The sequence below is a fragment of the Nocardia yamanashiensis NBRC 100130 genome, assembly GCF_001613325.1.
Taxonomy (GTDB): domain Bacteria; phylum Actinomycetota; class Actinomycetes; order Mycobacteriales; family Mycobacteriaceae; genus Nocardia; species Nocardia yamanashiensis.
Window position 1 is genome coordinate 1 of sequence record NZ_BDCD01000046.1, and the last position, 13,104, is coordinate 13,104.

Sequence of the window (13,104 nt, forward strand, 5' to 3'; positions counted from 1 at the left end):
GTCGTCGCCACCGGGTTGGCCGCGCCGCCGGGGCGGGCCGCCGCGCTCGTCGCGGGGTGTCCGGCAATGGCCCGGCCGGTCGCGCCGGATTGCGCGGCGGGGGTGTCCAGGGCGGCCACGGCGGTCGAAGACGGTTGCGGGGCAGTCGGATCCGAGGGGGCGGACTGCACGCCGGTGCCCATGGCCAGGGTGCCGGTGGCGAGCGCCGCCACCGCCGCGGCGGCCGCGCCGACGATCGCCACTCGCTTCCAGTGCGCGAAGCCGGTGGGTCGTTCGGCGGCCGTCGGCAGGGCGGGCAGGAGGGGGATACGGCGCTCGTCGTCGGTGTCGTCCGTGCCGGTACCGCTGCTGCACAGGGTGCCGTGATCGACGGCGATCGCCATCGTCTCGTCCGGCTGCTCGTCGTATCGCTCCGGTGCAGGCCTGTATTCCATTGCACCGGGACCGAGTTCGCTGATCTCCCGACGCAGCCGGTTCCGGCCGGCGGCCGAATCCTGGTACGGGACCGGGTCGTTCGGGTCCTCCAGATGATGCGGTGCGCCGAGTTCGGCATCACGGGCGGTGAGGCCCGGAATACGGCGCGGCAGGATGCGGGGCGCCGCGGACAGGGCCGGATGCGGTTCCGTCGCGGTGGTGTCGGCGAGCAGATCGGCGGCGAGCAGGGCCGCGCCGTGTGCGCTCAGGTGCGCGGGATCGGTGGCCGCGGCGACCGGGACGCCGAATTCGGTGGAGAGCAGTTCGGTGATCAGCGGGATGGCCGCGCCGCCGCCGGTCAGCAGGAAACCGTCCAGATCGCCCGGGCCGAGACCGGCGCGCCGGATGGCCTCGTGCACCAGATCGAGCGAACCCAGCAACGGGCCGCGGAACAGGTCCTCGAGTTCGTCGCGCACCAGGCGCACATCGACCGCGCCGAGTGCGGGCAACCGGACCGGGACGGTGGTCGCCGTATTCTTCGACAGCGTTTCTTTCGCGATTTTGCAGCGCACCCGCAGGGCGGCCAATTCCTGTTCCACCAACGGGTCGAAAGGATCGAAATCCTTTTCCCCCACCGCGAATGCGAGAACGTAACGCATGGTAAGTAAATCGAATTCGGCGCCCGCCACGGCAGTGGTACGTACCGGTTCACCGAGCAACCCGGACATTGCGCCGGTGCGCGCCACCGAAACGGTCAAACCGGTTGCGCCGAGGTCGTATACGACCATCGCACCGTCATGGGTGGATTCATGGACTTCCTGCAACCAGCGCATGGCCGCGGCCGGTTCCGGCACCAGCGCCACGCCGTCCAGACCGGCGGCGGTCAGCGCGGCCCGCTGCACCTCCACCGTGTGCTGCGACCACCACGCCGGATAGCAGGTCACCGCGGCGGCCGGGCGACCCGCGTCGTCCACCGCGCGCGCGACCGCCGCGACCACCAGATCCGCTGCGCGAACAGCGGATCCGTCGCGGGTGCGAATATCCACGGGATCCCCGACCCGGGACAGAAAACTCTCCGGTACCTCCGGTTCGGCGCCGAGCATGCTGGGCCGTACCGCTAGCCTGCGTTGTCCCCCCGAAGATGTCACGGCGACCGTGTTCGACGACCCGACGGTGATGCCGAGCGCCAGACCCTGACTCATTCGAGTTCCCCTGTCGATTCGAAACACGCGGCGAATGGATCGCGTGCGGCGTCGAAAGCTCTTGCGTCCGATTTGTGTGAAACGGCGTGCGGGCCGGGCGGCCCATGGTTCCTGTCGGTTGCTGCGGGGGCGTCGTTACCAATCTCCCCCCAGGTTCGGGGAAATTCCCCTAATGCCGCGAAACCCCCGTATCGGCGCGACACGCGATACGGGGGACTTCACCCCGTTTCGGCGTAACGGGTCGCGTTCCTAACGTGAAAGGCAATTGGAGCAGCGCGGGTCACCGGGGCCCGCCCCAGATAGGGAACGAGTTGTCATGAGCCCCAACGCAATTCTCGAGTTCATCCTCAACCTGCTGCGTGACCACGAAGCCGCCGTCGCCTACTGCACCAACCCCGGCCAAGCCCTCACCGCCGCCGGCCTCGACGCCGTCACCCCCGAAGACATCGCCGCCGTGGCCCCCATGGTCGCCGAATCCGCCCTGGTAGCCGGCGGTTCGCAACTCTCCGCCATCATCGCCGCCGGCCACACCGCAGCCGCCACCCTCAACGGTTCCAGCGCTCTCAACGGTTCCACCAGCGTCAACGGCTCCGCCGCCGTGACCGGTACCACCGCCGTGACTGGTGCCACCGCCGTGACCGGCACCACAACCGCCGCCACCACCGGCGCCGCCCTCACCACCGGCGCCGTAACCACCCCCGACCTCCACCTCGGCACCGAAGCAGCCGCCAACCTCGACCTCGGCCTCTCCACCGGCATCGGCGCAATTACCGGCGCAGCCACCAACCTGACCACCGCCCTCGACGCCGCCACCAATCTGAGCACCGATCTCCAAGCCGGCCTGACCGGAGTGACCGGCGTCGCCGCCACCCTCGGCACCGGCCTGGAAGCCGGTCTCACCGGCGCAACCAGCGTTGCCGCGACCCTCGGCACCGGTATCCAAGGCGGCCTCACCGCAGCCGCCGATGCCGCCGCAACCTTGGGCACCGGCCTGACCGCCGCCGCCGGCGCAGCCGCTGGAGTCGGCGCGACCCTCGGCGGCGGCGTGGACGCCGCCCTCTCCGGTGTAACCGGAGCCGCCGCAACCGCGAGCGCCACCCTCGGAACCGGCGTGTCCACAGCTCTCGATGCGGTCGCTGGCATTCATACAGGCGTGAATCTCGGCGCGGATCTGCACACCGCCGTGGCCGCCGCCACCCAAGCCGGCGCCGAACTTGCCGGAAATGTCGGCATCGCAGCGGATCTCGGTGGCCTGGCCGATGCTGCCGCCGGAGTCGGCACGACCCTCGGCAGCGGTCTGGACGCCGCGCTCACCGGCGTAGCCGGAGCCGCCACAGGCGCGAGCGCACATCTCGGGACCGGTATCGAAGCCGGCGTATCCACCGTTCTCGATGCAGTCGGTGGCACCCACGCAGGCGCGAACCTCGGCGCGGAAGTAAACGCCGCCACCCAGGTCGGTGCCGAGCTCGCCGGAAATGTCGGTGTCGCAGCGGGTCTCGGTGCGCAGACCGCAGCGGGCGCGAATGCGAGCCTCGCCGCTGCGGGCAATGCGGTCGCCGGAGCAGGTGCGAACCTCGGAAATGCCTTGGATGCCGGACTCTCCGGCGCGCTCGGTGCGGGCACCCATCTCGGAACCGGCCTCGAGGCAGGGCTTTCGACCGGTCTCGATGCGGTGGCCGATGCGGGGGCGCAGGCCGGGACGGGCCTCGATGCGGTTGTCGGCGCCGGAACGCAGGCCGGTGCGAACATCGGTGCAGGGCTTGGCGTGGCTGGCACAGCCGTGCACACGGCCGGTTCGACGACCACGAACCTCGGTACCGGCCTGAACGGTGAACTCGGCGGTGTGGTCGATGCGGGCACGCACGCGGCGGGTGTGGGGCTCAACGGTGGAGTCGATGCTGCAACCGGCTTCGGTGCGCAGGCGGGAGCAGGTCTCGGCGCAGGCGTGAACGCCGCCACCCAGGCTGGTGCCGAACTCGCCGGAAATGCCGGTGTCGCAGCTGGTCTCGGCGGAGTGGTCGACGCAGCAACGGACCTCGGTGTGCAGGCCGGGGCGGGTGCGAATGCGAGCCTCGCCGCTGCGGGCAATGCTGCTGCTGGCGCGGGCGCGAATCTCGGTGGTGGTTTGGATGCCGGACTCTCGGGCGTGCTCGGGGCTGCCTCCGATGCGGGCGCGAACCTCGGCACCGGGCTGAGCGGTGGTCTCGGCGGCGTGGTCGATGCTGGTACGCATGTGGCTGGTGGACTGGGCGCGGACCTCGGAAGTGGTTTGGATGGGGGGCTTTCCGGGGCGGTCGGGGTCGTGAATGGTGCGGGCGGTCAGTTCGGTACCGGGTTGGAGGCGGGGCTTTCGAGTGGGGTCGATGCGGGCACGCAGGTGGGTGGGGATCTCGGTGCGGGCATCGATTCGGTTGTCGGTGCCGGTACACATGCCGGTGCGGATCTCGGGGCGGGACTCGGCGGAAATGCCGGAGCTGTCGCTGGGGTCGGTGCGGATCTCGGGGCTCAGGCCGGGGGTGGCCTGGGGAGCGGGCTTACCGGGGTTGGGAATGCTGTGGCGGGGGTTTCGGATGGGGTGGCGGTTGGGTCGCATGGTGGGGGTGCGGTGGATGCGGGGCTTTCGGGGGGTGTGAATCCTTGGACTTCGGTGGATGTTTCGCAGGCGTTCGGGGCCGGGGTGCAGGGGAGTGGGATGGGGTCGGGGTTGTTCGGGGACGGTGGGGTGCACGGGGTCGGCGGTGCGGATGCGCAGGTCGGCGGCGACATCATCGGCGACATGCTGCATTCCTGACGGCTGCGGCCGTACTCGGGTGCGCTACCGAGATCCCGTTCACGGAACGGGATCTCGGGGCCGGCGGTGAGCCGGGACGGTGCGGCGCGGTGCGAGCTCCGGCGCGCCGGCCTCGTATTCCGGCGCGGGCCGGGTGCTTCGTGGCGGGCTTGGTGCTCCACGGCGCCCGCGTGTTCCGTGGCAGCCCGGCGTGGCTGGGCGAGCGCAGTCCTGACGGGTGTGGATCTAGGTAATGAAATCGCTGCTATCGGATGAGGAATGAGGTGTCGCGCGGTGAGCGGGATCGAGGCTGGGCGGCCTTTGCTGGGGTTGTTGGAGGAGGCCGTGGGGGTGGCGCGGGGTGCGGGGCGGGGGGATTTGGTGGGGCGGTTGGAGGGGTTGGCGGGGCGGGTTCGGGATCCGCGGCGGCGGATCGTGGTGGCGGGGTTGGGGAATCAGGGGAAGAGTCAGTTCGTCAATGCGCTGATCAATGCGGATGTTTGTGCGGTGGGGGATGACGTCACGACCACGGTGGTGACGCAGTTGGCGTATGGGGCGGAGGCGGGGGCGCGGTTGGTGGTGGAGGGTGAGGGTGGGGAGCCGGTGGAGGTTCCGGTGGCGTTCGAGGCGATTGGTGCGGATGGGAGCTGGGCGAGGGCGGCGCGGGGGCGGCGGGTGTTGCGGTTGGAGGTGGAGGTGCCCAATCGGCTGCTGGGGGATGGGGTCGTGGTGGTGGACACGCCGGGGTGGGGTGGATACGGGAAGGGCGGGGCGGCTGGGGTTTTGGGGAGTGTGCCGGGGGCCGATGCGGTGCTGGTGTTGAGTGATGCCTCGACCGAGTTGACCGCGCCGGAGGTGGATTTCCTGCGGCAGGTGCGGGAGTTGTGCCCGGCGGTGGCGGTGGTGTCGACCAAGGTGGATCTGTATCCGCATTGGCGGCAGGTGTTCGAGGCGAATCGAGAGCATTTGGCGCGGGCGGGAATCGACGCGCCGATGCTGCCGGTGTCGGCGGTGCTGCGGGCGCATGCCATGCGATTGCAGGATGAGCAGCTGGGGCGGGAGTCGGGGTTCGGCGCGGTGTTCGGGTTCCTGCGGGAGCAGGTGGTGGGTCCGGAGCGGTCGGCGCTGACGCGGGCGGTGGCGGTCGATATCGGTTCGGCGGCAGAGCATTTGGCGTTGACGCTGGGTAGTGAGCTGGTGGCGTTGCGAGATCCGGAGCGGGGTGCTGCGGCGATCCGGGAATTGCGGGCCGCCAAGGCTTCGGCGGAGCGGTTGCAGCGGAGTACGTCCGCGTGGCAGCAGACGCTGGGGGACGGGGTGACGGATCTGGCGGGGGATGTCGATCATGACCTGCGGAATCGGTTGCGGAATATCGCGAAGGAAGCCGAGGAGTGGATCGACGAGCACGATCCGGGCCGGCATTGGGACAGCATGGACGAATGGCTGACCGCGACCGTCGGCACCGCGGTCGGGGACAACCTGCTGTGGACGCGCACCCGGGCGGTGCGGCTGGCCGAACGGGTGGGCGGGCATTTCAGCGAGATCGAGCTGGAGTTGCCGGATGTGCGGGCGGGGTTGGATTCCGGTGCTTCCCGCACCGGCTCCTGCACCCTCGCCGACCTGGAACCCGATCTGGGTTTCGGGCACAAGGTGCTGGTCGGCGTGCGCGGTTCCTACGGCGGCGTGGTGATGGCAGGCCTGGTCGGCACCATGGCGGGCATGGCGCTGATCAACCCGCTGTCGCTGGGAGCGGGAGTCCTGCTGGGCGGCAAGGCCTTCCGCGACGACAAGCAGGCGCGGCTACTGAAACGCCGCGCCGACGCCAAAACCGCCGTACGCCGCTACCTCGACGATGTCGCCTTCCACACCGGCAAGGAAACGAAGGACCGCCTGCACCGCATCCACCGCCTGCTGCGCGACCATTTCACCGCCATCGCCGACCGCACCCTGCGTTCCCTCGACGAATCCCTGCGCGCCGCCCAGGAAGCCGCCAACCTCGAATCGGCCCGCCGCGCCGAACGCGCCACCGAACTCGAACGCCGCCTCCACGTAGTCGCCGAACTTCGCCGCCACGCCGACACCCTCCTCCCACCCGCTGCCCGGCCGGCCGTGACGGCACAACGGCCGCCGGCACTGCCGCCCGCCTCGGAAACGTGACCGGCGAGGCTCCGGCACGAGCCCGCCGGGACGACGACCGCGCGCCGGATGACGACCACGCGCGCGGGGAGGCCGTGCGTGCGGGGTGGGCCGTGCGTGCGGGGTGGCGACCGGGTGCGCGGGATGACGACGAGGCGCGTGGGCGGGGGTGGCGAGTGGGCGCACCTCGCGAGGACAACGGCGGCGGTGAGTGGGTGATGTGGTGCGGGTTCTGCTAACGCCGCGTAGGGTGCGCGCGAATGCCATGCGATGCGTGGAGGTGAGGTGTGCTCGGGAAGCGGGAGCCGATGAGCGGTGGCTTGGGAGAGGCCGGATACGGGCTGGTGCCGGAGACGCGCGGGTTGGTGGCGGCGGCCAGGCGGGCGCTGGGTGATCGTCCGCGGGTGCGCGCGCAGCTCGACGAATGCGCGCGGCGGTTGGACGAACCGCTGCGGGTGGCGCTGGCGGGGCAGCTCAAGGCGGGTAAGTCGACGCTGTTGAATGCGCTCGTCGGACAGGACATCGCGCCCACCGACGCGACCGAGTGCACGCGGCTCGTGACCTGGTATCGCGACGGCGCATCGCCGCGGGTGACCGCGTGTTCGGCCGATGGAGCCCGTGCCGATGTGGTGGTGCGGCGCGGTCGGACCGCCGAGGCCCCGGCCGCCGGTCTCACCTTCGATCTGTCGGCACTGCGCTGGAATGCCGCCGCCCCGCGCGCCGTCGACCATCTCGAAGTGGAATGGCCGTCGGCCGAATTGGCGCGCACCACGATCATCGACACCCCGGGCATCTCCTCGCTCTCCCGCGACGTATCGGCCCGCACCTCCCAACTGCTCACACCAGGCGAATCCGACGCACCGCTACCCAACGCCGACGCAGTCATCTACCTACTGCGCCGTCTCGATGCCGCCGATATCGACTTCCTCGAACACATCAACGTCGGCGGCAGCGGGGTTTCGGGATTCGGTGGGCCGGGCGGCCCTGCGGGTGGTGCGGGAACGGGTGGTGGGGTTTCGGGGTTTGGTGGGCCGCTCGGGGTGATCGGGGTGGTGTCGCGGGCCGATGAGATCGGGGCGGGGCGGATCGATGCGTTGCATTCGGCGCGGGAGGTGGCGGCGCGGTTTGCGGGGGAGTTGGAGCGGACGGGGTTGTGTCAGTCGGTGATTCCGGTGGCGGGGTTGCTGGCGTTTGCGGCGGCCACGTTGCGGCAGCGGGAGTTTGCGGCGTTCGAGGCGCTGGCCACGGTGCCGGCGGAGGAGTTGGGGGTGGCGCTGCTGTCGGCGGATCGGTTCGGGCGGGCGGAGCTGCCGTTGCCGGTGCCGGGGGAATTGCGGGTGCAGCTTGCGGAGCGGTTCGGGATGTTCGGGATTCGGCTGGCCGTCACGCTGATTCGGCTCGGGGTGCGTGACTCCGCTTCCCTTGCCGCCGAATTGGTGCAGCGCAGCGGGCTGGACGAATTGCGGACCGTGCTGGATGTGCAGTTCGCGCAGCGGGCTGAGGAATTGAAGGCGCATTCGGCGCTCACCGCGCTGGCGCGGATCCTGCTCGCGAATCCCGGTACGGCCGCGGATGCCCTGCTGCCCAGGGTGCGGACGCTGCTCGCCGACGTGCACGGGTTCGCCGAATTGCGTTTGCTCGGGCATCTACGTGCCGAGGAATTGCCTTTGCCCGCAGCGGATCTCGCGGAATTGCACCGGTTGGTGGGTGGGTCCGGAGTCGCCTCGCACCTGCGCCTGGGCTTGTCCGCGCACACCGATCTCGCCACCCAGCGGGAGGAAGCGCTGGCCGCCGTCAACAAGTGGCGCGCCCGCGCCCGCCACCCGCTCGCCGATCAGTTCACCGCCAACGCCTGCCTGACCGCGGCTCGCAGCGCCGAGGGCCTGCTCGACGTCCTGCACGAACCGCCGACCACCCCTTTCGTCAGGGTGCGACGCGGCTGAACGGTCCGGCGGCTGCCTTATACGCCGGTCGCGGGGCTGCGCGGGTCCACCAGGATTTTGGCGTGCTGGTCGGGGCTTGCCAGGGCGGTGAAGGCGGCGTCGATGCCTTCCAGTCCGACCGTGCCCGTCAGCAGGGGTGCGGGGTCCACCTTGCCGTCGGCGATCATGTGCAGGGTGTCGCGGAATTCACCTGGGTCGTAACCGAATACGAACCGCAGGTCGATTTCCTTGTTGATCGCCACCGCCGGATGGATGCTGTCGGCCTGCATGCACACGCCGACCACGATGACCCGGGACATGGGCGGAGCGGCCGTGAGGATCTGGTCGAGAATGCCGGGTACGCCTACGCATTCGAAGATGGCCGGTCCGCTCGGCCCCTGGTCGAAGGTGTGGGCGGCCCGGAAGAGATACCACCACGGCACCCCCGGAATCCGGCGCAGGCGCTCCATGGCGTCGAATCCGAGGTTGAGGATGTCGGTCGCCCCGGTGATGCGGGCCTGGCGCGGCGCGGCTTCCCAGGGCGAGTCGACGCCCGGGTCGACCACGTGATCCGCCCCGCAGCGCGCCGCCAGTTCGCGCCGGCGCGGTGAGAAGTCACTGGCCACGACCGTCCGCACACCCGCCGCTTTGAGCATGCTGATGACGGCGAGACCGATGGGTCCGCAACCGATCACGAACGCGGTGCGGTTCTTGTTCACCCGACCCCGGCGGACCGCATGCCAGGCCACCGCCATCGGCTCGGTCAGCGCGGCGTGGTCGGCGGACAGGCCGTTGGGCACCTCGAAGGTCATCGCTTCCTGCACCAGCACCTGCTCCGCGTATCCGCCGGGCGCGGCCGCCGACAGCCCGGTCAGGTGCGGTTCCCGGCCCTGCCGGACGATGGGCAGGGCGACCACGCGGGTGCCGGGCTTCCAGCGGCGGCGCGTCTTCGGCCCGTATTCCACTACCTCGCCGACGAATTCGTGCCCCATCACCACGCTCTGATCCGAGCGCATGAAGTGCTGGTATCCGGTGGCGGCGGCCAGGTCGGCGAGGGCGTCGCAGTGCACGCGGGCGTGCAGGTCGGAACCGCAGATGCCGCAGCGCAATACGTCGACCAGCAACTGGCCGGGGCCGGGCTGCGGCGTGGGCAACTCCTCGATCCGGAACTCGCCCTTGCTACATACGGCTGCGCGCATCTCGACTCCCTCGTACGACGGTGCCCCCGATTCTTCCGCGCTCCCGCCCGCCCGGTGGGGAAACGGCCCTCCGGAAGCAAGTTCGCGCACCCCGAGCTGTACGGCGTGTCGGCAGCGGCGAAGGGCCGGTCTCCACTCAACGTGGAGACCGGCCCTCGTCGCATCGAAGCCGTGTGGCCGGGCGTCGGCATCTCGAAGCCGAGCGATCAGACCCCGACCAGATCGTCTTCCACGACCTCGCTCTCATGCTGCTCCAACCGCACATTCCCCGGCAGCAGCAAGAATCCGACACACACCATCGCCATCAACGCGATCCCCCACCACAACGTGTAATTGAACGTGTGCGAGAAGTTGACCGCGTTCGCATCCATCCCCGCCCGCGAAAGCGTCTCGGCCACAGCCGAATCCCCACCGCCGGTCCGGCAGCTGGCGGGCACGACGGACGGATCGACCTCCGCCGACCGATCCTGCACGCAGGCCCGGAACCCGGCCAGGATCTCATCCTGCGCCGACACAGGCAGCCCGGCGGCGGCCAGTTCCGTGCGCGTCTGCGCCGTCACCGCATCCACTCCGCGCGCCGAATCCTGATCCAGCTGCGTGAAGAACAGAATCCCGACCAATGCCACGCCCAGCGCCATACCCAGCTGCTGCCCGGTATTGAGCAGCCCCGACGCCGAACCCGCTTCCCGATCCGGAATCTGCCCGAGCAGCATGTCGATGGTCGGCGCGACCACGATCCCGAACCCGACCCCGGTCACGACCAGCGGCAACACCATCTGCCAGGAGGCGAAATCGGACGTGTAGCGCATCGCCATCCACCCGTACAGCCCGAACCCGGCCGCGGTGATCAGCGTGCCGATCATCAGCACCCATTTGCCGAATTTCGGCGCCAGCGCGCTCACCGACACCCCGGCCCCGATGCCCGCGCCGACCGCGAAGAACACCGAGGTGAGCCCGGCGCGCATGGGCGACCAGCCCAGTCCCGCCTGCATGAACAGCGTCCAGATCAGGAAGAACCCGCCGAACGCGATCCAGAACAGCAGCCACGCGGACAGTCCGACGGTGAACGGCCGGGACCGGAACAGCTCCAGGTCGATCAGCGGTGAGCCGGTCGTGCGCGCCCGCCGCCGTTCGTAGGCGAGGAAGGCCGCGAACACCGCGAACGCCGCCGCGATCATGACGAAAGTCCAAGCGGGCCAATCCAGCCGGCGGCCTTCGGTGAGCGGGTAGACCAGCAGCAGCACGCCGGACACGGCCAGCACCATGCCCACGATGTCCAGCTTCGGCGCGTGCGCGGATCGCGAATCGCGCATGACGATCGACGCCGCGATCAGCGCCGCGATGCCGACCGGGATATTGACCAGGAAGATGGGCCGCCAGCCCAGCCCGAACAGATCCCATTGCACCAGCAGCCCGCCCAGCGACAGCCCGACCGCGGAGGCCGAACCGCCCACACCGCTGTAGATGGCGATGGCTTTGGCGCGTTCATGTTTGGGAAAGGTGACGCGAATGATGGCGAGGATCTGCGGCACCATCAGCCCCGCCATGGCGCCCTGCACGAACCGGGATCCGATGAGCATGGCCGGATCGGTCGCCAGCCCGCAGGCCGCCGAGGCGAGGGTGAACCCGGCCATGCCGAGCAGGAACAGGCGTTTGCGCCCGTAGATGTCGCCGAGCCGGCCGCCGGTGATGAGTACCGCGGCGAAGGACAGTACGTAGGCGGCGATGATCCATTCGATCTGCGAGTACTGGGCTTGCAGATCGTTCTGAATGCTCGGCACCGCCACATTGACGATGGTGACGTCGAGCAGATCCATGAAGCCCGCGGCGAGGACGACCGCGAAGGCGATCCAGCGGCGGGGGTCGAGGGGTGGGGTTTCGGTGTCCACGGCGAGCTCTCTTCGAGTCGGAGGAGGGTGAGACTCCTCAAACTATGCACCTGAAGTGATTATCAATCAAGAGAGCAATCACAATTTATGCATTGCTGTACCCTGGGGAGGTGACCGCTGCCGATCCCCAGTACCCGCCGCTGTTTCGCAGTCCCGCATTCCTGTTGGGGCAGTTGGGATCCCACTCCGCGTACCGGTTCGCGGAACTGCTCGCGCCGCTCGGGCTGCGGCCGCCGCAGTACGGCACACTGCGCATCCTCGAAGCCAATGACGGACAGTCGCAGCAGCAGCTGTGCGAGGCGCTGGGCATCCATCGCAATGTGATGGTCGGGCTGGTCGACGATCTGGAGAAGCGCGAACTGGTGGAACGCCGCCGGCATCCGGTCGACCGGCGCGCGCACGCCGTCCACCTGCTGCCCGCCGGACGCGAGATGATCGCCCGGGCGGCGGCGATCGCACTCGCCCTCGATACCGAGATGCTGTCCGCGCTGACGCCGCAGGAGCGTCCCGTACTGATCGACATGCTGCAGCGAGTCGCGGTCGGCAATGGCCTGACCCCGGGCATCCACCCCGGACTGGCGAACGCGAACAATGCCCCGGGGTGTGACGCGGCTCACTGAGCCCGCCGGTCACAGCGGCCGGAATCCCGTGTCCAACCAGGTGAAGGCAAAACACCCGGAAGGACCGAAACCATGGCCACCATCGACATTCTCGACTCGTTCATCAACTACACCGACACCGGCAGCGGCGACATCCCGGTGGTGTTCCTGCACGGCAACCCCACCTCCTCCTACATCTGGCGCAATGTCATTCCGTACGTGAGCGGCGAAACCCGGGCGCTGGCACCAGATCTCATCGGCATGGGCGCCTCCGGCAAACCGGACAGCGACTACCGTCTCGTCGATCACGCCCGCTACCTGGACGCCTGGTTCGAGGCCCTGGGCCTGGACCAGGTGATCCTGGTCGGCCACGACTGGGGCGGCGCGCTCGCCATGCACTGGGCGGCCCGGCATCCCGGACGGGTGCGCGGCATCGCCGTCATGGAGACCTTCCTGCGTCCGCTGGCCTGGAGCGAAATGCCGCCCACCGGCGCGGAACTGTTCCGCCGCTTCCGTTCTCCCGAAGGCGAGGAGATGGTGCTGGAGAAGAATATGTTCATCGAATTCAACCTCCCCGCCTCCACCCGCAGCCTGTCGCTGGAAGCCCTGGAGGAGTACCGCAAGCCGTACCCCACCCCGGAATCCCGCAAGCCGATGCTGGTGTGGCCGCGCGAATTCCCCCTCGACGGCGAACCCGCCGACGTGGTCGCGCTGATCGAGAACTACGGCCGCTGGATGGCCGAGAGCCCGGAGGTACCCAAGCTGGTGCTGGCCGTCGAACACGGCGTCGGTCTCGGCTCCCCCGAGGCGATGGACTGGGCGGCAAAGACTTTCGCCTCGGTCGAGATCGGTGATATCGGCCCCGCCGGGCACCACTGCCCGGAGGACCAGCCCGATGCCATCGGCAAGGCGGTGGCGGAATGGATCCAGCGGCACGGGCTGCTGACCGCCGCCTGAAGCACGGCGGTTCCGG

The 13,104-nt window shown here is 69.6% G+C and carries 8 protein-coding genes; 5 read left to right on the forward strand and 3 right to left on the reverse strand.

Features of this window, described 5'->3' with window-relative positions; all coding sequences use genetic code 11:
* A partial coding sequence (locus NY1_RS38160) for an Hsp70 family protein (protein WP_157762750.1) occupies positions 1-1,616 on the reverse strand: 1,616 nt, incomplete at its 3' end.
* 316 nt (positions 1,617-1,932) lie between these two features.
* On the opposite strand from NY1_RS38160, the gene NY1_RS45255 reads away from it, so the two are divergent.
* The 3 genes from NY1_RS45255 to NY1_RS38175 all read left to right on the forward strand — a co-directional run bounded on the left by NY1_RS45255 (position 1,933) and on the right by NY1_RS38175 (position 8,465).
* Entirely contained in the window at positions 1,933-4,407 is a 2,475-nt protein-coding gene (locus tag NY1_RS45255) for an IniB N-terminal domain-containing protein (RefSeq protein ID WP_067722318.1), read from the forward strand.
* 273 nt (positions 4,408-4,680) lie between these two features.
* Positions 4,681-6,543 (forward strand): dynamin family protein, encoded by a 1,863-nt coding sequence (locus tag NY1_RS45260; protein WP_267888492.1) that lies wholly within the window; start codon positions 4,681-4,683, stop codon positions 6,541-6,543.
* A 287-nt stretch (positions 6,544-6,830) separates the two neighbouring features.
* Positions 6,831-8,465 (forward strand): dynamin family protein, encoded by a 1,635-nt coding sequence (locus NY1_RS38175; protein ID WP_067722399.1) that lies wholly within the window; start codon positions 6,831-6,833, stop codon positions 8,463-8,465.
* Between the two features lie 17 nt (positions 8,466-8,482).
* Here the strand turns inward: NY1_RS38175 and NY1_RS38180 are convergent, their stop codons facing one another.
* Positions 8,483-9,643 (reverse strand): zinc-binding dehydrogenase, encoded by a 1,161-nt coding sequence (locus NY1_RS38180; RefSeq protein WP_067722320.1) that lies wholly within the window; start codon positions 9,641-9,643, stop codon positions 8,483-8,485.
* A 206-nt stretch (positions 9,644-9,849) separates the two neighbouring features.
* Entirely contained in the window at positions 9,850-11,532 is a 1,683-nt protein-coding gene (locus NY1_RS38185; RefSeq protein ID WP_067722321.1) for an MFS transporter, read from the reverse strand.
* 110 nt (positions 11,533-11,642) lie between these two features.
* Here NY1_RS38185 and NY1_RS38190 point away from each other — a divergent pair, with 110 nt between their 5' ends.
* On the forward strand, positions 11,643-12,152 hold the full coding sequence (locus tag NY1_RS38190; RefSeq protein ID WP_233434667.1) for a MarR family winged helix-turn-helix transcriptional regulator: 510 nt from the start codon (positions 11,643-11,645) through the stop codon (positions 12,150-12,152).
* Positions 12,153-12,224: 72 nt separating this feature from the next.
* Positions 12,225-13,088, forward strand: coding sequence for a haloalkane dehalogenase (locus tag NY1_RS38195; protein WP_067722322.1), 864 nt, complete (start codon positions 12,225-12,227; stop codon positions 13,086-13,088).
* The last annotated feature ends 16 nt before the right edge of the window (positions 13,089-13,104 follow it).

Bases quoted from the DNA above. Each gene is read 5' to 3' on its own strand.
- NY1_RS38175 (WP_067722399.1), top strand. From the start codon at position 6,831: ATGAGCGGTGGCTTGGGAGAGGCCGGATACGGGCTGGTGCCGGAGACG.
- NY1_RS38195 (WP_067722322.1), top strand. From the start codon at position 12,225: ATGGCCACCATCGACATTCTCGACTCGTTCATCAACTACACCGACACC.
- NY1_RS45255 (WP_067722318.1), top strand. From the start codon at position 1,933: ATGAGCCCCAACGCAATTCTCGAGTTCATCCTCAACCTGCTGCGTGAC.
- NY1_RS38180 (WP_067722320.1), bottom strand. From the start codon at position 9,643: ATGCGCGCAGCCGTATGTAGCAAGGGCGAGTTCCGGATCGAGGAGTTG.